Genomic DNA, 20,831 nt, shown 5'->3' with positions numbered 1-20,831 from the left:
GCCACGCCGATTATGTTAAAAACATGATTACTGGTGCTGCTCAGATGGACGGCGCGATCCTTGTATGTGCTGCGACTGATGGTCCTATGCCACAGACTCGTGAACACATCCTGCTTTCTCGTCAGGTGGGTGTACCTTACATCGTTGTATTCTTGAACAAATGCGACCTTGTAGACGACGAAGAGCTTCTTGAACTGGTTGAAATGGAAGTTCGTGAACTTCTTTCTACTTATGACTTCCCGGGCGATGACACTCCAGTGATCCGCGGTTCTGCACTTGCTGCACTTAACGGTGAAGCTGGTCAGTATGGCGAAGACGCTGTTGTTGCATTGGTTGAAGCACTTGACTCTTACATTCCAGAGCCAGAACGTGCTATCGACCTTCCATTCCTTATGCCAATTGAAGACGTATTCTCAATTTCTGGTCGTGGTACAGTAGTAACTGGCCGTGTAGAGACTGGTATCGTTAAAGTAGGCGAATCAGTTGAAATCGTTGGTATCCGTGATACTCAAGTAACTACAGTTACTGGTGTTGAAATGTTCCGTAAATTGCTTGACGAAGGTCGTGCAGGCGAGAACTGTGGTGTTCTTCTACGTGGTACTAAGCGTGAAGACGTACAACGTGGTCAAGTATTGACTAAACCAGGTGCGATCAAGCCACATACTAAATTCGATGCAGAAGTATACGTACTTTCTAAAGAAGAAGGTGGTCGTCACACTCCATTCCTTAACGGTTACCGTCCACAGTTCTACTTCCGTACTACGGACGTAACTGGTGCGATCGCGCTTAAAGAAGGCGTGGAAATGGTTATGCCTGGTGACAACGTTGAGATGTCAGTAGAGCTAATCCACCCAATCGCAATGGACCCAGGTCTACGTTTTGCGATCCGTGAAGGTGGTCGTACAGTGGGTGCTGGTGTAGTTGCTAAAGTAACTGCATAATCGCTGATTGTGTAAAAAAAGCGCCTCTTTGAGGCGTTTTTTTTGTCTGGATTTTTGTCAGACAATCACTCATGAGTGTCCTTAACTGATAGTGTGATGACCTAAACTGCACTTATTTATACGATAAAAATCAATAAAACTAGGCTCAATAAAACAAATAATAGATTCAGGCAGCTGTGCTTGAAAGGAGCCTACAATGAACGTAAAAGTAAAAATTTCAGAGCGTGCTGGTGCAAGCTTTCCTGTTCGTCGTATGAATTTTGATTTTGATCATGTCCCGGAATACTGGATGCATGGATCAGCCGGTTTAACGCATTTTATGACCGCCTTATCTGCACTGTTTCCGGCAGGTGAAAAGTTCTTTATCGATAGCGTTCGGGCCGTGCGTCAGCATCCAGCGATCAAAGATAATGCAGAATTGCAAAAAGAAATTTCTGCCTTTATTGGTCAAGAAGCTATGCACACGCATGAACATGTCGGTTTTAATGCCTCCGCACAGCGCTATGGACATGATGTCGAGACACTGGATCATTATACCGATCAGGTGATTCAGACCACGCGTAAAGTCATGGCCAAACTGCTGAAGCCAGTTGGCATTAGCCAAGAAATGGTGGATTTGACTGCAACCACAGCACTGGAACATTTTACCGCGACCATCGCAACGCAGTTGTTAAGTAACGCTCATATCCAGGAACTGATGACTGATAAAACCATGAAAAATATGTGGATGTGGCATGCGATTGAAGAAAATGAACATAAAGCGGTGGCCTATGATGTGTTTGAAGCTGTCTTTGGTAACGGTTTAAAAGCCTATGCGCTACGGACCTCATCTTTGGTCATTTCGATGGCAACCTTAGCTGTTGTACAAAGCTATTTTCTGGCCCGTTTACTCAAGCAGGACAATCAATTGAATTTGGAATCGCTGAAATCGATATATACCTACGCGTATAGCCCATCAAAAGGGGTAATTACGGGCATGAGTCGTGAAATGTTAATGTACTTTAAACCTGGCTTTCATCCAAATGATCATGATACACATGGCCTGTTAACAGTCTGGAAAGCCAAACTCGGACTTGAATAGGACTGAAAATTAAAGAGCGATTGAAATTGCTCTTTTTTTTACTCGATTTTTTGGATGAAGTTTCTATAATGCGGAAGTTAATTCTATATAAGATGAACGAAGATGATTCGTTTAATGCAAGCAGCGGATGTAGCAGCCGTTGCAAAGATTGAAAAATCTGTTCAATCACATCCCTGGACTTTAAAACAGTTTGAAGATGCAGTGACTGCTTATCAAAGTACCGTGATCGAGCAGCAAGGGCAGGTGCTGGGATTTTGTATTTTACAACCGGTGCTGGATGAAGCCAATTTACTGCTTATGGCAATTGATCCGGCTCAGCAAGGTCAGGGCTTGGGTTATCAATTATTGGATGCCTCAGTCGCCATGCTGAAAAATAATCCGGTGCAGATTTTCCTGGAAGTGCGCGAAACTAATATTGCTGCCATCAAGCTTTATGAAAAGTCAGGCTTTCATCAGATTGATTTACGCAAAAATTATTATCCGGGTTCAAACGGAACACGCGAACATGCCATCATTATGGTCAAGGCATGTACGGATGACTTTGCTAGCCTGTTCAAATAGAAACTGACGACCTTATTTAATAATCTGGTGATTCCATCCGCTGGGTAAGGTCGTCATCAATGAGTTTCCCAGGTGCTGAATCTCCAGCTCACTCAGCGCACGGTTTAAACGTCGCCATTGGCCATCAATCAAGAGTTCTAGCGGCAGATACTGAGATTTATAATTCATCTTGTTGGAGTGTGGCACCCAATAACCGAGGTAGATGAATTGCAAGCCAAGTTTTTGCGCATGTTCAATCTGCTTCAAGATTGCAAATGCACCGAGAGAGCGGCGATTTTCATCCGGATCGAAGAAGGTATATACAGCCGAGATGCCATCATCCAGCAAGTCGCAGGTGGAAACACTGATCAAGCGATCATCCAGCCATAATTCTAAAAAGAAGCTGTCCGTACAACTTTGCAATAAAAACTTTTCGAACTGATCGCGACTCGGAGGGAACATGTCACCATCTGCGTGGCGTTCATTGATATAGCGTTCATACAGCGCATAATGCGTATCACCGGCCTGCTCTGGACTGGTAATTTTCACCCGAAGATCCTGATTGCGTTTCCAGGCTTTTTTTTGTGAACTGTTCATGGAAAATTCAGCCACTGGCACGCGTGAAGATAAGCATTGACGACACAGATGACATTCCGGACGATAAACAAAATCGCCACTGCGCCGGAAACCGGTGCGCGACAGTTCTGACAGGGTCAGTACATCAATGCGATGCGCAGGATCCAGAAAAACCATACGTGCCGACTTATTGGGCAAGTAGCTGCAATCGTGCGGCGGCGTAATATAATACTGTAAATCGTTCAGTAGGGACTTTGGCTGATAAGAGTTCATAACAAGTACCCTCTGTTATTTTCATTCACTGAGTCGCGCGTTTTGCGCTATTGTTTTACTTGAAAATACACCCTCTTGATACTTTTTCCAATCGATAGTAGGCTGTTTTACAACATCTTGTAACGAATTAAGATAGTCTTGGCGAGAAAGTGTACAGGCGCCGAGGCTTAAAAGATGGTCATTGACCAACTGGCAGTCAATCCAGGGCAGCTTATTTTCCTGCCCAATCAGCATTAAAGTATAAAAAGCCATTTTAGAAACATCGGTCTGCGTACTAAACATGGACTCACCAAAACAACCCTGTCCAATCGTCACACCATAAAGCCCACCTACAATGCGATTTTCATCCCAGATCTCAATACTATAGCCATATCCGGCATCGAACATGTCGCAGTATCCTGCGATAATATCTTCACTGATCCAGGTTTCTTCTGCATAAGCACGCGGCAGTGAGCAGGAACGAATCACCCTTTCAAAAGCATGATTGACCGTGATTTGATAATCCCATTTTTTCATATTGCGGATCAGGGATTTACTTGGATGATAATCATGGGGCCGAATAATGCAGCGCGGTTCCGGACTCCACCAGCAAATAGGTTCTCCCTCAGAAAACCAGGGAAATAAGCCATGGGTATAGGCTTCAAAAAGTGTGGAAGGGGAGAGGTCAGCACCAATACAAATCAGTCCTTCGCCTTCAGGGTCAACCTGCATCGGGTCAGGAAAGATAAATTGTGAGGGAGGAAGTAGATGCATGGCAAACCTGAAATAAAACTATAGATGAATCATAAGCTAATTCTAGCAATAAAAAAGCCGCCCATAATGGACGGCATTTTTATTCTTGCTGCTTAGTCTAGTTTGCCCATCGCATCAAGATATTTTTCTGCATCGAGTGCAGCCATACAGCCTGAACCCGCAGAAGTAATGGCCTGACGGTAAATGCTGTCAGCAATATCGCCCGCAGCAAATACGCCCGGTACCGAAGTTTGGGTTGCATTACCCGCAGTACCACTTTGCACCTGAATATAACCGTCGCGCAGCTGCAACTGACCGTCAAACATTGAACTGTTTGGCTTATGGCCAATGGCAACAAACATACCCGTTACATCGACGTTTTGAGTAGAGTCATCCTGGGTCGACTTGATACGTACAGAGGTCACACCAGATTGTGCATCCCCTAAAACTTCATCGACCTGATGGTTCCAGATAATGCTGATCTTGCCTTCTTTTTCTTTAGCAAATAAATGATCTTGCAAGATTTTTTCAGAACGTAATGAATCACGGCGATGAACCAGAGTCACATGCGAAGCGATATTGGATAAGTATAAGGCTTCTTCAACAGCGGTGTTACCACCACCCACAACCATGACTTTCTGGTTTTTGTAGAAGAAACCATCACAAGTGGCGCAAGCGCTGACGCCTTGACCCATAAAGGCAGCTTCAGATTCAAGACCTAAATATTGAGCTGTTGCACCGGTACAGATGATTAAAGCATCACAGGTAAATTCGTCCATATCGCCTTTCAATACGAAAGGGCGCTGGTTTAGATCTACTTCATTGATATGGTCATACACGATTTCAGTGCCAAAGCGCTCTGCATGCGCCTGCATACGCTCCATCAATGCTGGACCGGTTAAGCCTTCAGGATCACCGGGCCAGTTATCCACGTCCGTGGTCGTGGTCAATTGGCCGCCCAGTTGCAAACCGGCAATGAGGGTTGGTTTTAGGTTTGCACGCGCTGCATAGACTGCTGCGCTGTAGCCTGCGGGGCCAGAACCTAAAATAATCAGTCGTGAGTGACGTGCGCTCATCAGCTGTATCCTTTTTTATTTAGAAATTTATTGAATTATACGTGAAACTGTATAACAGTGGGGTGAGATTAAAGTCGATATTATTGATCATTGAAATCGATTTGGGCTATATATAATAAGTACACAGTGTGCTTGCACAATAGTGCATCTTTTTTCACAGAACAGGTGCATAATATGCCTTTTATTGCGTCGCTTTTTTCAAGCATTGAAGCAAAAGAATATTCATGAAGAATTGGTTACAGGACAGTATATGACAGCGGTGTCGAGTGCCTATGCACAGCGCTTAGTAATGACATTATTTTTAGTCTCATTTGGGATTTATCTGTTTCTTGCAACAGTGACCTATACGCCATTTGATCCGGGATGGATGCATATCTCTAGTGATACGCAGACCGTTTCGAATGCCAGTGGGGTTGCGGGTGCCTGGATTGCAGACCTTTTGTTTGGCTTTCTCGGTTGGGCAAGCCTGCTGATTCCTGTCTATCTGTTTATGGAAGCGGTTCAGGTCTGGTGGCCACGTAGCTTCCTGAACCGGCCATTCCGCTATGCTGCGCAATTCTTCCTGTTATTGACCACGTCAGCACTGCTGTTTTTATTCTGGCAAGTGCCTGCCGATACGCTGGATAACTCTTCCGGCGGTATTATTGGCTATGAATTAGGCCAGAGTTTAGAACAGTTGCTGACGGTATATGGTGCTGCATTCTTCCTGTTGGTATTTTGGGTGATGTTATTTACACTGGCCTTTGGGGTGAAGTGGAACAAGACCTGGAGCAGTCTCAAAGCAACACCGGCTTATTTACAGGATCTGTTCTATCGCAATATCCCTGAAGGTATGTCCGATTTTGACCGGACTGCGCCTGTGGTTAAAAAAGAGCCAGTGAATGCTGCGAAGAAAATGGTCGCAGTAACCCCTGCACCTGAGCATGAACTGGTAGACATCGATCCGGTAGTGCGTGATCAGGTTGCTGAACGCTTATTTGATGATTTTGCTGATAAAGAATCGCAGCAGCCACAGTTACATGACGATATTCCTGAGGCTGTACAGCAGGCTCCTGAGCCAGTCGAGACATTGAAGCAAGCACCGCAAGTGCCGCAACAGCCAGACCGCGTCGTGGCAACAGGCGAAGTATGGCGTACCTTACATTCCAGTGAAGATCAGCGCCATAAACAGGATATTGATGCATTACTTAAAGCTGCCGAAGAAGAGCAGCATAGTGCTCCAGCCTCACACTTGGCGGTTTCTCAAGCTGTGCCGTCTCAACATGTTCAAGCCAGAACAGCGCCTGCTACGCATACTGGGCTGGACTGGGATGATGATGAAATCTTTGATGAACTTCTGGCTGCCGTTCCACAAGGGAAAACGGCGATAGATGTGCATAGTCCATTTAATGCTGCGCCTGCTGCAAACCCCCAGAGCTTTGCCGAAGAAGTTACAAGCGCGGCGCCGGTTCTGGCATCTGTCGCAACAGCACATGCAGTCAAAAATAGTGCATTGCAAGCCGATCTGGATGACTTGGGTGATTTGCTGATTGAAGAAGATGAGCCAAGACCAAGCCAACCGGTACGCAGCTCTAACTATGCGCAATCTTCTGCTTTTGTACAGGCCCCGATTCAGCATCAAGTTATAGCACAACCGGTATCTGATTCTTCTGCAACTCATGCCGCAGTACGCGAGGCTTTATCTAAAGAAGAATTTGTAGAAGCCTGGCAAGAAACGGCTGGCAAACCACAAGATGAAGACGAGTTTGATTTTGATGCACCTTTAACTGATGCTTCAGGCCGTCCGATGTCACGTGCGATGCAGGTGGCTGAGCGCCGTAAAGATCTATCGCCTCTTCCGGGTCTGGACCTGCTGGATGAAGTCGATCCGAATAAAAAAGTGAATTTCACTGAAGAACAATTGTCGCGTTTATCTGAACTGCTTGAAATCAAACTGCAGGAATTCAATGTCAAAGCCAAGGTGGTTGAAGCACAGCCGGGCCCAGTGGTGACACGTTTTGAACTGGATCTGGCGCCGGGTGTGAAGGCCTCTAAAGTCACTAATATTTCCCGAGATTTGGCACGCTCGATGTCGATGGCATCGGTACGTGTGGTTGAAGTGATTCCTGGTAAACCGTATATCGGGATTGAAGTGCCGAACAGCAGCCGTGAAATGGTACGTTTGATCGAGCTTCTGACCATTCCAGCCTTCACTGATCCGAACAGTATTCTTTCCATGGCAATGGGTAAGGATATTTCCGGTAATCCGGTAATTGCTGACTTGGGCAAGGCACCGCATATGCTGGTGGCGGGTACCACGGGTTCAGGTAAATCGGTGGCAGTCAACTCGATGATTCTATCGATGTTGCTCAAATACAGCCCTGAACAGTTGCGTTTGATTCTGATCGATCCAAAGCAACTGGAACTGGCTAACTATAATGATATTCCACATTTATTGACGCCTGTCGTCACCGATATGAAAGATGCAGTCAACGCATTAAATTGGTGTGTCAATGAAATGGAACGTCGCTATAAACTGATGTCTTTCCTGAAAATTCGTAAACTCAGTGACTATAACCGCAAGGTCGAAGAAGCGATTGCCAATGGTGAAGACCTGATCGATCCAACCTGGAAGGCCAGTGATTCAGTGGTGGGTGAGCGTGCACCGCGTTTAACGCCGTTGCCTTCGATTGTGATTGTCGCGGATGAATTTGCTGACATGATCATGCAGGTCGGTAAAAAAGCTGAAGAAATGATTACGCGTCTGGCACAAAAATCCCGTGCGGCCGGTATTCACTTGCTGCTTGCCACTCAGCGTCCATCGGTGGATGTGATCACCGGTTTAATCAAAGCCAATATTCCGACCCGTGTGGCACTGCGTGTCAACTCAAAAATTGACTCACGTACTATTCTGGATGCAGGCGGTGCAGAAGACTTGCTCGGTCATGGTGATATGCTCTTCCTGGGGCCTGGTAAAATTGAGCCTGAGCGTGTGCATGGCGCCTTTATTGCCGATGATGAAGTGAACCGGATTTGTGATGCATGGCGTGAACGTGGTGCGCCCAATTATGTCGATGAAATCCTGACGCCGTATGATGAGGAACCATCAAGTCGCGGTTTTGAAGAGGGTGGAGAGGGTGGCCCAGATCGAGATGCACTGTATGATCAGTGCGTAGCATTTGTACTCGAAACCCGTAAGGCTTCAACGTCTTCGCTACAGCGTAAATTTAGTCTGGGGTATAACCGTGCTGCGCGGATCATTGACCAGATGGAAGAGAACGGTATTGTCAGTGGCATGGGTGCCAATGGTAAACGCGAGATTCTGGTTTAAGTTTCTCTATGCTGAACCATAAAAAAGCCTGCAATTGCAGGCTTTTTTAATACGGTAGCTAAAATCAGGCAAACTTCGCCAATACCGCCAAGAACTCGGCACTTTGACGCGGGAAGGTGGCAATCACGTCATGAATGCGTTGCCCTTCAGGATTGGTTGCATTGACATCACGGCCATCAGCGACAAATTTCGTCAACAGGCGTTCATAATCAAATGGACGCATATGCTTGAAAGCATGATAAAGCACATGAAAGTCAGCATTTACACCTGCAGGAGGAAGCTGATTCAGGTAGGCAAATACACGCTCATCTGACCATTCTTCGTTAAAGGTCGCTGGTTGAGATAATGCCATCGCAATTTCCTTAATCTAATGTAGTTTTTTCGGCATGAAAAAAGGCAAAATTTGTATGAGCAAGAGACAGTGTCTTTTGAGCTGACTCTGTCGACTAGAAACATTGTTTCTAGTCTTGGGATTGAGTAAATCCTTAAAAGCCGTGCTTTAATTTACTGATCCAGTCCACTCAAAGCCTAGCTTCTCGACTTGCGGCCGGGTAAAGCAGTATTTACGACCAGCCCACTCGAAGCATAGCTTCTCGACTTGCGGCCGGGTAAAGCAGTATTTACGACCAGCCCACTCGAAGCTTAGCTTCTCGTCTTGCGGCTGGGTAAAGCAGTATTTACGACCAGCCCACTCGAAGCCTAGCTTCTCGTCTTGCGGCCGGGTAAAGCCGTGCTTTACTAATCCGGCCTCATATTTTGCCTTGAATCAATTTGCTTGACCAATCAAAAATCAGATTATCGTTCTTCAGGTAAATTGATATTCATCTCAAGCATTTCAATATTGGCTTCAGAACGTACCGACATTTGAATATGCTGCTCATCGACACCACGTACATAGCGATTGACCACTTGCATGATTTCTGTCTTCATCTGATCAATTTTGTCCTGGCTCAAGCGACGACCCAAGCCTTGTTCGGAAGCAACGATAACCTTCAAACGGTCTTTAGCAGTCCGTGCGCTTGATGGTTTATCCTCGCCACTAAAAAGTTTACTCCAGAATCCTGCCATGTCTACGCTCCAAATAGTCGTGCTAACCAGCCCTTAGGTTTTACCTCGATATGACGGTAAGGACGTTCTTCGCCAAGGAAACGTGCCACGAGGTCATCATAAGCCTGACCTGCTGCAGCCTCAGTAAAAAGAATCACCGGCTTACCTTCGTTCGATGCCTGTAAAACACTTGGACACTCAGGAATAACGCCCAAGGTCGGTACACGTAAAATATCTTTAGAAATATCGTCAATCGTCAGCATTTCCTGTTTATCGGCACGTTCCGGGTTGAAACGGGTAATACACAGATGCTTACGAATGCGACCTTCGTTTTGTTCTACTTTTTTAGTTTTACTGTCAAGCATGCCAATGATACGGTCAGAGTCACGTACTGATGAAATCTCAGGATTGGTGACAATGATGGCTTCATCAGCATGGTACATGGCCAAAATAGCACCACGTTCAATACCGGCAGGTGAATCACAGATAATGTAATCAAATTCCTGCGAAAGTTCATCCATTACACGAGCAACACCTTCATCTGTTAAGGCATCTTTATCACGTGTTTGTGATGCAGGTAAAATATATAAATTTTCAATATCTTTATCGCGAATCAGTGCTTGCTGTAATCGTGCTTCGTTATTTAAAACATTCACAAAATCATAAACTACACGGCGTTCACAGCCCATAATCAAATCAAGGTTACGTAAACCTACATCGAAATCGATCACAACAGTTTTGTGACCGCGTAGGGCTAAACCTGTTGCAAAAGATGCACTTGTTGTAGTTTTACCTACACCACCTTTGCCTGACGTTACGACAACAATTTTCGCCACCGAATCCACTCCTGTTATGGTTCAAATCCCCTGTTTAAAATGGGGTTTTTGGTATTTATTTATACATTAAAATTGTAGAGCTTCAAATACAAGCTCTTGTTGATCATTCAAGTAAATATGCACTGATTTCTTAACGACATGCGGGGGAATATCATCCGCTACGCAATAGGTTCCCGCAATCGAGATCAGTTCTGCTTCAAGGCTGTGACAGAAAATACGAGCTGCCGTATTCCCCCCGACACCTGCAATGACACGACCACGTGCGCTGCCATACACATGGATATTGCCTGAAGCAATCAGTTCTGAACCACTGTTGATGCCGGCATTGATAATAATGTCGCCATTATGCTGCACAATACATTGGCCCGTCCGCAGAATTTCATCATGATATGAGGTCACATGCGCAACGATCGGGGCAGCAGCTGCCTGATCATCACTTGTCGCTGCTTCTGGCTTAACTTCTACCACCTGTTCTTTCGTGGCTTTCACTTCTTCTAACTGGCGATCGGGTGGCAGAACCGGGAACTGAATGGAACGCGCCTGATCACCCAGTAAACCCTCAGTCACGGCCATTGGCTGTACATCTAAGTCGATTAACAGCTGAATTAGGGCAATCAGTTCCTGTTCAACTGAACTCTCAATGACGGCCAAAGTGCCAGATGGGAATGCAGCTTGTAATTTTGGGCTAAGTTGCTGGCGGATGGCATCATGATCATTGGTATCTAAGCTAATGCGTATTGCATTGACCATTCTGCCTTTTATCCGTATATCAGCCATAATTCTTCCTTAAATACTTCTGACTTGCTGGTTTTATGTCGAAGCAATGTTGTAAATAGTGCAAATCCTAGAACAAATTGGCGTAATTCTCTAGCGATCTCAGTTATTTTTTTATGCCAACAGAACCGGATGATTTTATCTGGTTCTGCACTTTAAATGTTATCTATCTATTAAGCGCTGATTTTGCTCATGTTCTTCTAAAATCTGTTGCCACTGTTTGACTTTCACCTGTTTTTGGATCGCTTCAAGTGTTTCAAAAACAGCCGATTCGACCAACTTATCAATATGTGGATTATGTTCAATCTGAATCTGGCTGATTTTATCTGAAATTAGGGTAAAAGTCGGATTTTCTTTTTGGCCGGTATGAGTAAAGGGATCAATCAGACCTTGGGTGATATTTTCCCCTAGACGTTGGCCAATACTTTGAATTTGTTGTTCAATCCGGCTACCGACAAGTGGAATTAATCGCAATAACTGGGTCAGTTCCGGGGTGTCTTCAATGGCTTGATTGACTACTTGCCCGACATTTTTAGCAATCATGGAACGTTGTGCCTGCAACTCTTTACCCAAAGATTCCTGCAAGATGTCTGCCAAGGCAACTGCCAGTAATTTACGATGATGTTCTACCAAATCATCAATCAATTTTTTATGTGATGTACTGGTGCTGAGTTCACGCTTAATACCGTCCAGTACAGTCAGCACCACACGGCTGGAAAGCTCCTCCATGAGCATGTTGTAATAAAAATTGCCTTGACGATACCAGCGCTCGGGAATGACTTTATAACCGTGACTATGCAAGTTATAGCCAATCGCGACCGCACGTAACAGACGCAGAAAGCGCAGTTGTGGAATAATGGAGAGAATTTCATACCAATGTACGAATGGAAAAAACCACCAGCGCCGATGATGGCGCTGAACAATGGCAATGCCCCAACGTGCCAGTAATTCACAGATCAGGAAGGTGGTAAACCAGCCCTCAGTAATGACCACCCAAGGGCGTAAATCACTTTTATAAAACTGCAAGATTTCCGGTAAACGAATGAAGTCAAACAACCATTGACCAAAATCGCTCATTAAAATGGCGTTGGCACTGAGACAAAATAGATTAATGATGATTAAGACCATCATAAAAATGTCGTAAATCAGCGCAACTTTCCAGCCCCAGGTGCCTTTACGAATAAACTTAAATGAGCTAGAGGTGATGTCGGGGTTGTCGTTCTTCATAGTTACTCAGGCAAAAAATCAGACAGCGCTTTGGTCAAAGTTCTGCTGCATTTGCGCTATTAGTTGATCTTTTTCAGTCCAGATTTGATCAATCCATTTCTGGAAACGTGCACGGTATTCAGCATCATCTTCATAATTGCCGCCGAGTACCCAGTCAGGAATCTCAATTTTTCTTAAATTTACCGCAATTCGTGGCACTTCACCTAACCAAAATTCACCATAACCCGGAATACCGTCCGGATAAACGATGGTCATATCGACCAGCGCATCAATTTTATCGCCGAGAATACTCAGCGCCAAAGCCAGACCACCGGCCTTAGGTTTAAGTAAGTATTTGTAAGGAGACTGCTGCTGATCATGTTTGTCTTGGGTAAAACGCGTGCCTTCCAGATAATTTAACAGGGTAAAGGGCTGACTGATCAGCTGCTCACAGGATTTACGTGCTTCTTCCATATCGCGGTATTTTAGCGCAGGATTTTTAGCAATCTGTTCCTTGCTATGCCGTTTCATCATCGGAAAACCTAAGATTTTAAAGGCTTGACCGATAAAAGGAATAAAAATAAGTTCCCATTTTGTAAAAAAACGCGTCAGCGGCATACGGGTCAAGCCGAAGTACTGATTGACGGTGGTATCGACCCAGCTTTGATGATTACAGGTCATCAAATAACGGCCCTGCATATTTAAATCAAGTGATTCATCTACTGTTATTTGCCATTCGGTATTGTTGAGCACATTGTCAATCAGCCAGTTATTGACGCCTAACCAGCTGTTGGTAATCTTGATATTGGTTTCATCAACTTTTGCAGATTTTTTAAAAAACTTGGTAAAACCCAGCGCCAGAACCGGAGGGCCATGAAAAAAAGTACTGCCTGTCATCACTGAGGTGACAGCCAAGCCACGTGTAAGTTTTTTTAAAGTTGCTTGTTTATTGCTATTCGATGACATATCAAAACAGTCCCCAGAGATTAGTCGCTTAAATTTTTTCATATTTTGAATAATATAATGAGAGTGAGGCAAATAAAAAAGCCTAAAGGCCTAACTATGAAGATATTGTGATGAAGTCCATTGTTTTAGTTACATATAAACATTACAAAATATTGCGAAACGATTTATTATTAACAAAAATTCAATGGTTATCCCGTTCAATTTAAATCATTATTTCGCTTATACAACAAAGCATACAATAAGGAGTCATGCGATGCGTGCACTAGTAATTTCAGCAGCTGTAGCAGGGGCCGTAGCACTTACAGGTTGTCAATCAACTGGTAATAACCTCGGTGGTGTGGAATATGATAAAGCTGCTTTAGGTACTTTAATTGGTGCTGCAGCAGGTTACGGTGTTTCTAAGAGTAATGCGAATACCAGCCGTCAAAACAACCGTGCAGCAGCGATTGGTGCTGTTGTTGGTGGTGCAGCAGGTGTTTATCTTGATAACAAAGAGAAAAAATTACGTCAAGCAACAGCCGGAACTGGCGTAGATGTTAACCGTAATGCAGATGGTTCGATTAACCTTGTAATGCCAGGTAGCATTACATTTGATACCAACAAATCGAACATCAAACCAAACTTCTATGGCACTTTGAATAAAGTGGCTCAAGTATTAACCGAAGATAACAACAGCGGTATTTTGGTCACTGGCTATACAGACAGTACCGGTAATGACTCAATCAACATCCCGTTGTCTCAAGCACGTGCTAACTCTGTAGCAACTTATTTATCAGGTCAAGGTGTTTCACGTACACGTATTAATGCTCAAGGTTTAGGTTCAGCCAACCCGATCGCAGACAATACAACTGCGGCGGGTAAAGAACAAAACCGTCGTGTAGAAATCGCGGTATATGCTGTTCAATAATCTTTAAACGCATATAAAAAAACCACCTTCGGGTGGTTTTTTTATATCTGAACATTGACCTGATTAATCGTATTTTAAATTAGGCAACTGAGGCAGAGATGACTATAATCGGAGCCGAATCTAGAAGAGGAAGCCATATGTCACTCGCCAGTCAGTTAAATGACAAGCAACTTGAAGCCATGAAATACACTCAAGGACCCTTGTTAGTACTTGCAGGAGCGGGTTCAGGCAAGACTTCAGTGATCACGCGAAAAATCGCATATCTTGTCAAGCATTGCGGGATTCCTGCGCATCGTATTACTGCAATGACCTTTACCAACAAAGCGGCACGTGAGATGAAAGAGCGTGTCAGCAAATTGTTAACCCGTGAAGAAAGTAAAGGCGTTTCAGTTTCGACTTTCCATACCTTTGGCCTGAATATGCTGCGTCTGGAGCTGAAACATACCCCCCTTAAAAATAATTTTTCGATTCTGGATGCTGACGACTGCAAACGTATTCTGATGGATTTGATGCATCGTGACAATTTATCCGGTGCAGAAAGCAAAGAACTGATTGCCAAAGCCATGAAAATGATCTCGGACTGGAAAAATGATCTGATTCCACCCGAGCAGGCGCATACCACTTGTGAAACTGCCGAAGATGTCCAGTTTGCGCATTTATATCAGCTTTATGAACGTAATCTGCGTGCCTATAATGCCGTAGATTTTGATGACCTGATCGTGATACCGACACGTCTGCTACAGGAAAATGCCGAAGTACGGGATAAATGGCAAAACCGGGTGCGTTATTTGCTGGTCGATGAATATCAGGACACCAACACTGCACAGTATATTCTGGTGAAATTGCTGGTTGGCGTAATGGGGCAGTTCACCGCCGTAGGCGACGATGACCAGTCCATCTATGCTTGGCGTGGCGCCAAACCGGAAAATATGGCCTTGCTGCAACAAGATTTCCCGAATTTAAAAGTGATTAAACTGGAACAGAACTATCGTTCGACCAGTCGTATTCTTAAAGCAGCCAACACCGTGATTGGCAATAACCCGCATATTTTTGATAAAAAACTCTGGTCAGACAAAGGCCATGGTGAAGTGATCCGGGTGATTACTTGCCGTAATGATGATGATGAAGCAGAACGCGTGGTCAAAGACCTGATCACGCATAAATTGATGAATGGGAAAAGCTGGAAAGATTATGCGGTATTATATCGCGGCAATTTTCAGGCGCGTATTTTAGAAACCCATCTCCGTCAGATGCAGATTCCGTATAAATTGTCTGGCGGTCAATCTTTTTTCGCGCGTGCCGAAATCAAGGACATGATGAGTTATTTACGCCTGATCATTAACCCTGAAGATGACAGCGCTTTCCTACGGATTATCAATACGCCAAAACGTGCCATTGGGCCGGTGACACTGGAAAAACTGGGTCTCTTTGCTCAGGAAAATAACCTGTCACTGCTGGCTGCGGCAGCGGATCAGCGTTTGACCATGGCGATTCCGAAAAAGGCCACCACACAGTTGGCAGAGTTTGCCGACTTCATTGAGGGCTTTACCCGCAATTTACTTGATGATGATGAACCGGTACCGATCATCCGTCAGATGATGATTGAAGCCGGTTATATCGATTACATCAAGGAAACTGCAGCCACGCCGGCACAGGAAAAAACCAAGCTCGACAATATTGAAGTGCTTTACAGCAGCATCCAAAGCCTGATTAACCGCGCTGAAGATGTCGATGAAAAAAATATTGAAAGCGTGATTCGTAAAATGGTGCTGCTGGATATGCTGGAGCAGCAACAGGAAGAAGAAGATACTGACAAAGTCAACTTGTTAACCTTACATGCTTCTAAGGGGCTTGAGTTCCCTTATGTCTATCTGATCGGGCTGGAAGAAGAAATTCTGCCGCATAAGAACTCGATTGCTGCGGAGACGGTTGAAGAGGAACGTCGCCTGATGTATGTCGGGATTACCCGTGCACGTCAGGGTCTGACCATTACCTTGGCCGAACAGCGCAAGGCTGGCGGACAGATGAAGCAAATGACTCCAAGCCGTTTTCTGGATGAATTACCGGAAGATGAACTGGAATGGTTAGGTCGCAAGAAAAAGCTGGCGGGTAATATCGATCCGAAATTACAGGCGCAGCATTATCTGGATAATTTGCGCAATCTTATCAAACGATAAACTTCAACGCTTATACATATTTTAAATGCAACAACAGGAATGAACACATGAAAGTTCAGGTGAAAGTCCTTGACTCGCGTCTCGGTCAGGAATGGCCATTACCGACTTATGCCACCACAGGTTCAGCAGGATTGGACTTGCGTGCCTGCGTCCATGAAACGACAGTGATTGAACCGGGTCAAACCGTTTTAGTGAAAACAGGCTTGGCGATTTATATCGAAGATCCTGCTTTTGCAGGTCTGATCTTGCCACGTTCAGGTTTAGGTCATAAGCACGGGATTGTGCTGGGTAATCTGGTAGGTCTTATCGATTCAGATTATCAGGGTGAATTGATGGTATCGGTCTGGAACCGGAGTCAGACTGCTTTCAGTCTGGAGCCGGGTGAACGTTTGGCGCAATATGTGCTGGTGCCGGTAGTACAAGCTGAATTTGATCTGGTCAGTGAATTTGAAGCCACTGAGCGTGGTGCTGGTGGCTTTGGCCATACCGGTAAAAACTAAAGAGAAGATGACCTGCAAACAATGAATGGATGTAGGTCATTTCTTAAATACAACAAAGTAAATCCTAAACATAATGTGACGCTTAAAATGGAGTTAAAAATAAAAATTTATTTTCTATATAAATAGAGTTATTCAAAATTGAAATTTATATCTTTATTTTAATTTTAGCCGGGGAAATTAAAAATAAATATAATTAAATAAGGACTATTTCATCACAGAAATTTTCTGATTATTCAGTTAACGGTAATATTTTTATAATTGATTGTTACATTGAAATGGTTTAAAAGTAGCGGGTCTTAAAACAAAAACAAATGTTTAAAGTCATGATGATGAAATAAGTCATTTTATATCTCCTTATATTTAGTGAAAAGAACAGTTTTATGGGATCTATGAATCATCTATTCCCTATGCACATTTTTCGAGCCTATGACATACGCGGTAAAGTCAGTGTACTGGGTGCTGGGATTATCGATGCAATTGCTCACGGTTTAGCACAGCAATATCAGGCTGCGCGACAGACACGTGTCGCAATTGGCTATGATGCACGGCTTAGCAGTCCGGCTTTTGCAGAAACCATTCGCCGTATTTTTCAAGCTTATTCGATTGAAGCCACCATTGTCGGTTGTTGTTCCAGTCCGATGCTGTATTTCACCGCACGGCAATTTGATGGCAATGGCATCATGGTCACGGCCAGTCACAATCCCAAAGAAGATAATGGTATTAAATGGATTGTTTCTGGTGAGCCGCCTTGCCCAGAGATGATCCAGCAGGTGGCTCATCTGGCCAAACCACATTATAGCAATCAGCAGCTTTGCCTAGACGAACAGACTCATCAAGTTATTCCAGAATTTTGTCTAAAATATCAGCATGGTATATTAAAAGATATCCAGTTGAAGCGCTCATTTAAAGTGGTTCTGGATGGTCTGAATGGTTCAGCCGGGCGCTGTGCCAATCTGGTGCTTCAAAAAATGGGTTGTGCGGTGATGGCTTTGCGTTGTGATGCCAATGGGCATTTTCCAGACCATGCACCAGATCCTTCGCAAGACAAACATCTGGAGACTTTACGCCAAAGCATCATGCAACAGCAGGCTGATCTGGGCATTGCCCTGGATGGCGATGGCGATCGCGTGGTCTTGATTGATGCACAGGGCCAGATTATCACGGCGGATCAGTTACTGTGCCTGTTTGCCGAAATTTGCCTCACTGACTCAGCACCACGCAAGTTTGTTTATGATGTCAAATGTTCAACCCTGGTGCGAGACACCGTGCAACGTTTGGGCGGTGAGCCGGTGATGATTCGTACCGGAAGCTCATTTCTGAGAACTTATCTGGCACAATCTCAGCAGCAGGCGATTTTTGGTGGAGAATATGCCGGGCATTATGTCTTTAATGATGGCCGTGGCTGGGGCTATGATGATGGACTCTATGCAGCGCTCAGAGTCATGGAATATCTGGATCAAACTGGTCAAAGTCTTGCACAAGCTTTAGCGGCTTATCCGAAACGGCATGGGACCGAAGATCTTTATATTGCAACACATCATGTGCATCCGGTTGAACTTTTAGACTTTGTTGAACAGCAATCTGAAAGAATTCGTGCGCAAATCAGTAAAATTGATGGGATACGTCTTGATTTTGAGGATGGTTTTGGCATCATTCGAGCATCCAATACAGGTGAGTATTTCACAGTGCGCTTTGATGCCAATGATGCTCAGGGCCTGAATGAAATTCGTCAGCTGTTTGTAGCCATGTTGCGTGACCGTTATCCACAGATCGCTCAAGATATTTTAGATGCTCAATAAGGAGAGGCGAATGCCAAATCAACAAACAGGCATCGACAAAGCACAGATTTTGACAGAAGCTTTGCCGTATATTCAACGCTTTGCGGGTAAAACCCTGGTAGTAAAATACGGCGGTAATGCGATGACCGATCCTGAGCTGGAAAGTTCATTTGCACGTGATATCGTATTATTAAAAACGGTTGGTATTAATCCGATTGTGGTGCATGGTGGGGGGCCACAAGTCGATTCCATGCTGAAACAGTTGGGCCGTGAATCAGACCGTATCGACGGGATGCGCGTGACTGATCCTGCCACGATGGAAGTCGTGGAAATGGTACTTGGCGGTAGTGTCAATAAATCGATTGTGAACCTGATCAACCAGCATGGTGGTCGTGCCATTGGCTTGACCGGTAAAGACGGCAACCTGATTCGTGCACAAAAACTGCTGATGGAAAAAGTGGCTGAAGATGGTTCGGTTCAGCAAATTGATTTGGGTCTGGTCGGTGAAGTCGTTGGCGTAAAAACCGATGTGCTGGAAATGTTCACCAACAGCGATTTCATTCCCGTGATTGCACCGCTGGGCGTGGATGAAGAAGGCAATACCTATAACATCAATGCAGACTTGGTGGCAGGTAAAGTCGCAGAAGCCCTAGGTGCAGAGAAGCTGATTCTGCTGACCAATATTACAGGTGTTCTGGATGAAAATAAAAACCTGCTGACGGGTTTAAGCACTCAGGAAGTTGACCGTCTGATTGAAACAGGCGTGATCTATGGTGGCATGATTCCTAAAGTCGGCTGTGCACTGGATGCGGTCAAAGGCGGCGTAGTGAGCGCGCATATTGTAGATGGTCGTGTGCCACATGCCAGCTTATTGGAAATTTTTACCGATCATGGCGTTGGTACACTGATTACCAACCGTGCCCATCCACCTCGTCCATAAGTTGTTTTTTGCGGAAAAGAGCCTCAATTGAGGCTCTTTTTTATCTCTATTTATAACTGATAGCTATTTGAAATGACTCGGGTAGTCATGCACAATAAGCATCTAAGAAAATAGAAAGCTGAAACCAGACCATGTGCCAACTGCTCGGAATGAATTGTGCCACCCCGACGGATATTACCTTTTCATTTCGTGGGTTTTCCCAGCGGGCCGGAATTACCTCGGATCATGCCGACGGTTTTGGAATTGCTTTTTTTGAGGATAAAGCCTGTCGCCTATTTGTCGATAACCAGTCTGCGGTTGAATCTCCGATTGCCGAGCTGGTGCGTAACTATCCGATCAAATCCCGTAATGTGATTGCGCACATCCGTAAAGCCACCCAAGGCAAAATCAATCTGGAAAATTCGCATCCATTTAGCCGCGAACTGTGGGGCCGGCAGTGGATTTTTGCCCATAATGGCGATTTGCATGAGTATTTTCCGGTGCTGAGTGGCCGTTTTACCCCAGTCGGCAATACTGATAGTGAGCGCGCTTTTTGCTATTTGCTCGATCAGCTGGTCAAACGCTTTGGTTATGATGAACCGAGTCTGGATCAGGTCTTTGAACTACTTGCTGAGGTTTCACCTGCGATTGCAGAACACGGCACTTTTAATTTCTGTCTTTCCAATGGGCAGGCGCTGTTTAGCTATGCCATTACCAAATTGCACTGGCTGGTGCGTGAATACCCGTTTAGACCGGCACAGCTGATTGATATTGATGTCGAGGTGGACTTTAGTCAGGTCACTACGCCTAAGGACAGGGTTGCGGTTATTACCACCGAGCCATTGACACAAAATGAGGAATGGACCGCTTTTCAGCCGGGTGAAATGATTCTGTTTAAAGAGGGTGCCAAGTTCCGTTCGCAACTGACTCGGGTAGATCGGTTGGAACGGGAACGTCTAGATCCGTCCTTAAAACGTGTGACCAAAGCAGATTTATATTAAAAATAGATTTTTTTATTTTAAAGATGGGATTTAATTCCTATTTTTTAATATCTTTTTTATTTAAATAGGACTTACGCACTATTATTTATAGATTCTCTGTGGTAGCAGATGATTTTTATCGAGAATAAAGTCATCAATGAAGTTTTTGATAACTGGTCTAAATAATTTCTTCTGCCAACGATATACATTTT

The 20,831-nt window shown here is 44.6% G+C and carries 19 protein-coding genes and 1 pseudogene; 10 read left to right on the top strand and 10 right to left on the bottom strand.

The genetic code is table 11. The features are described 5' to 3' along the window. The 3 genes from tuf to rimI form a co-directional block, all read left to right on the top strand. Nucleotides 1–941 (top strand): elongation factor Tu (gene tuf / locus FTV30_RS12980; RefSeq protein ID WP_180001405.1); only part of this gene is annotated, 941 nt, incomplete at its 5' end. Nucleotides 942–1,137: 196 nt separating this feature from the next. Continuing rightward, entirely contained in the window at nucleotides 1,138–2,022 is an 885-nt protein-coding gene (locus FTV30_RS12975; RefSeq protein ID WP_100354882.1) for a metal-dependent hydrolase, read from the top strand. Nucleotides 2,023–2,124: 102 nt separating this feature from the next. After that, the gene (gene rimI, locus FTV30_RS12970; RefSeq protein ID WP_005096020.1) at nucleotides 2,125–2,583 is read left to right on the top strand and encodes a ribosomal protein S18-alanine N-acetyltransferase; all 459 of its coding nucleotides are present in this window, start codon (nucleotides 2,125–2,127) and stop codon (nucleotides 2,581–2,583) included. 12 nt (nucleotides 2,584–2,595) lie between these two features. On the opposite strand, the gene FTV30_RS12965 is transcribed toward rimI, so the two are convergent. The 3 genes from FTV30_RS12965 to trxB all read right to left on the bottom strand — a co-directional run bounded on the left by FTV30_RS12965 (nucleotide 2,596) and on the right by trxB (nucleotide 5,219). Further along, entirely contained in the window at nucleotides 2,596–3,411 is an 816-nt protein-coding gene (locus FTV30_RS12965) for an arginyltransferase (RefSeq protein WP_005096022.1), read from the bottom strand. A gap of 21 nt (nucleotides 3,412–3,432) precedes the next feature. Then, nucleotides 3,433–4,164: a leucyl/phenylalanyl-tRNA--protein transferase gene (gene aat, locus FTV30_RS12960; RefSeq protein ID WP_180001730.1), complete on the bottom strand. Its 732-nt coding sequence runs from the start codon at nucleotides 4,162–4,164 to the stop codon at nucleotides 3,433–3,435. A gap of 92 nt (nucleotides 4,165–4,256) precedes the next feature. Beyond that, the gene (gene trxB, locus FTV30_RS12955; RefSeq protein WP_005172342.1) at nucleotides 4,257–5,219 is read right to left on the bottom strand and encodes a thioredoxin-disulfide reductase; all 963 of its coding nucleotides are present in this window, start codon (nucleotides 5,217–5,219) and stop codon (nucleotides 4,257–4,259) included. A 250-nt stretch (nucleotides 5,220–5,469) separates the two neighbouring features. Between trxB and FTV30_RS12950 the strand changes: the two genes are divergently transcribed. Further along, nucleotides 5,470–8,529: a DNA translocase FtsK gene (locus FTV30_RS12950; RefSeq protein ID WP_180001729.1), complete on the top strand. Its 3,060-nt coding sequence runs from the start codon at nucleotides 5,470–5,472 to the stop codon at nucleotides 8,527–8,529. Between the two features lie 64 nt (nucleotides 8,530–8,593). Here the strand turns inward: FTV30_RS12950 and FTV30_RS12945 are convergent, their stop codons facing one another. From FTV30_RS12945 to FTV30_RS12920, 6 genes are all read right to left on the bottom strand, one after another. Next, nucleotides 8,594–8,881: a PA4642 family protein gene (locus FTV30_RS12945; RefSeq protein WP_005096030.1), complete on the bottom strand. Its 288-nt coding sequence runs from the start codon at nucleotides 8,879–8,881 to the stop codon at nucleotides 8,594–8,596. Between the two features lie 443 nt (nucleotides 8,882–9,324). After that, complete coding sequence (gene minE, locus FTV30_RS12940) at nucleotides 9,325–9,597, bottom strand: cell division topological specificity factor MinE (protein ID WP_005096032.1); 273 nt, start codon at nucleotides 9,595–9,597, stop codon at nucleotides 9,325–9,327. 2 nt (nucleotides 9,598–9,599) lie between these two features. Further along, a complete protein-coding gene (gene minD, locus FTV30_RS12935; protein ID WP_005096033.1) occupies nucleotides 9,600–10,412 on the bottom strand; it encodes a septum site-determining protein MinD in 813 nt (270 codons plus the stop codon). A 66-nt stretch (nucleotides 10,413–10,478) separates the two neighbouring features. Further along, entirely contained in the window at nucleotides 10,479–11,189 is a 711-nt protein-coding gene (gene minC, locus FTV30_RS12930; RefSeq protein ID WP_005096035.1) for a septum site-determining protein MinC, read from the bottom strand. A 159-nt stretch (nucleotides 11,190–11,348) separates the two neighbouring features. Continuing rightward, nucleotides 11,349–12,413, bottom strand: coding sequence for a preprotein translocase subunit SecA (locus tag FTV30_RS12925; RefSeq protein WP_180001728.1), 1,065 nt, complete (start codon nucleotides 12,411–12,413; stop codon nucleotides 11,349–11,351). Between the two features lie 18 nt (nucleotides 12,414–12,431). Further along, on the bottom strand, nucleotides 12,432–13,358 hold the full coding sequence (locus FTV30_RS12920; protein WP_180001727.1) for an acyltransferase: 927 nt from the start codon (nucleotides 13,356–13,358) through the stop codon (nucleotides 12,432–12,434). Between the two features lie 253 nt (nucleotides 13,359–13,611). On the opposite strand from FTV30_RS12920, the gene FTV30_RS12915 reads away from it, so the two are divergent. The 6 genes from FTV30_RS12915 (at nucleotide 13,612) to FTV30_RS12890 (ending at nucleotide 20,640) form a co-directional block, all read left to right on the top strand. Beyond that, the gene (locus FTV30_RS12915; protein WP_005096041.1) at nucleotides 13,612–14,265 is read left to right on the top strand and encodes an OmpA family protein; all 654 of its coding nucleotides are present in this window, start codon (nucleotides 13,612–13,614) and stop codon (nucleotides 14,263–14,265) included. A gap of 137 nt (nucleotides 14,266–14,402) precedes the next feature. Further along, on the top strand, nucleotides 14,403–16,442 hold the full coding sequence (locus FTV30_RS12910) for a UvrD-helicase domain-containing protein (RefSeq protein WP_180001726.1): 2,040 nt from the start codon (nucleotides 14,403–14,405) through the stop codon (nucleotides 16,440–16,442). A 47-nt stretch (nucleotides 16,443–16,489) separates the two neighbouring features. Then, nucleotides 16,490–16,942, top strand: a complete 453-nt coding sequence (dut, locus tag FTV30_RS12905; protein ID WP_005172331.1) for a dUTP diphosphatase — start codon at nucleotides 16,490–16,492, stop codon at nucleotides 16,940–16,942. Between the two features lie 380 nt (nucleotides 16,943–17,322). Next, a complete protein-coding gene (locus FTV30_RS12900) occupies nucleotides 17,323–18,741 on the top strand; it encodes a phosphomannomutase/phosphoglucomutase (protein ID WP_074384136.1) in 1,419 nt (472 codons plus the stop codon). A 10-nt stretch (nucleotides 18,742–18,751) separates the two neighbouring features. After that, nucleotides 18,752–19,660: an acetylglutamate kinase gene (gene argB, locus FTV30_RS12895; RefSeq protein ID WP_005096046.1), complete on the top strand. Its 909-nt coding sequence runs from the start codon at nucleotides 18,752–18,754 to the stop codon at nucleotides 19,658–19,660. Between the two features lie 131 nt (nucleotides 19,661–19,791). Beyond that, a complete protein-coding gene (locus FTV30_RS12890; protein WP_005096047.1) occupies nucleotides 19,792–20,640 on the top strand; it encodes a class II glutamine amidotransferase in 849 nt (282 codons plus the stop codon). 81 nt (nucleotides 20,641–20,721) lie between these two features. Here FTV30_RS12890 and FTV30_RS12885 read toward each other — a convergent pair. After that, nucleotides 20,722–20,831, bottom strand: a pseudogene (locus tag FTV30_RS12885) (IS701 family transposase); the annotation flags it as partial.

The organism is Acinetobacter sp. YH12255, from assembly GCF_013417355.1.
GTDB lineage: Bacteria > Pseudomonadota > Gammaproteobacteria > Pseudomonadales > Moraxellaceae > Acinetobacter > Acinetobacter pseudolwoffii.
Note: the sequence above shows the minus strand (reverse complement) of the source record. Positions and strands in the feature narration are given on the sequence as shown.

Bases quoted from the DNA above. Each gene is read 5' to 3' on its own strand.
- FTV30_RS12975 (WP_100354882.1), top strand. From the start codon at position 1,138: ATGAACGTAAAAGTAAAAATTTCAGAGCGTGCTGGTGCAAGCTTTCCT.
- rimI (WP_005096020.1), top strand. From the start codon at position 2,125: ATGATTCGTTTAATGCAAGCAGCGGATGTAGCAGCCGTTGCAAAGATT.
- FTV30_RS12965 (WP_005096022.1), bottom strand. From the start codon at position 3,411: ATGAACTCTTATCAGCCAAAGTCCCTACTGAACGATTTACAGTATTAT.
- aat (WP_180001730.1), bottom strand. From the start codon at position 4,164: ATGCATCTACTTCCTCCCTCACAATTTATCTTTCCTGACCCGATGCAG.
- trxB (WP_005172342.1), bottom strand. From the start codon at position 5,219: ATGAGCGCACGTCACTCACGACTGATTATTTTAGGTTCTGGCCCCGCA.
- FTV30_RS12950 (WP_180001729.1), top strand. From the start codon at position 5,470: ATGACAGCGGTGTCGAGTGCCTATGCACAGCGCTTAGTAATGACATTA.
- FTV30_RS12945 (WP_005096030.1), bottom strand. From the start codon at position 8,881: ATGGCATTATCTCAACCAGCGACCTTTAACGAAGAATGGTCAGATGAG.
- minE (WP_005096032.1), bottom strand. From the start codon at position 9,597: ATGGCAGGATTCTGGAGTAAACTTTTTAGTGGCGAGGATAAACCATCA.
- minC (WP_005096035.1), bottom strand. From the start codon at position 11,189: ATGGCTGATATACGGATAAAAGGCAGAATGGTCAATGCAATACGCATT.
- FTV30_RS12925 (WP_180001728.1), bottom strand. From the start codon at position 12,413: ATGAAGAACGACAACCCCGACATCACCTCTAGCTCATTTAAGTTTATT.
- FTV30_RS12920 (WP_180001727.1), bottom strand. From the start codon at position 13,358: ATGTCATCGAATAGCAATAAACAAGCAACTTTAAAAAAACTTACACGT.
- FTV30_RS12915 (WP_005096041.1), top strand. From the start codon at position 13,612: ATGCGTGCACTAGTAATTTCAGCAGCTGTAGCAGGGGCCGTAGCACTT.
- FTV30_RS12910 (WP_180001726.1), top strand. From the start codon at position 14,403: ATGTCACTCGCCAGTCAGTTAAATGACAAGCAACTTGAAGCCATGAAA.
- dut (WP_005172331.1), top strand. From the start codon at position 16,490: ATGAAAGTTCAGGTGAAAGTCCTTGACTCGCGTCTCGGTCAGGAATGG.
- FTV30_RS12900 (WP_074384136.1), top strand. From the start codon at position 17,323: ATGGGATCTATGAATCATCTATTCCCTATGCACATTTTTCGAGCCTAT.
- argB (WP_005096046.1), top strand. From the start codon at position 18,752: ATGCCAAATCAACAAACAGGCATCGACAAAGCACAGATTTTGACAGAA.
- FTV30_RS12890 (WP_005096047.1), top strand. From the start codon at position 19,792: ATGTGCCAACTGCTCGGAATGAATTGTGCCACCCCGACGGATATTACC.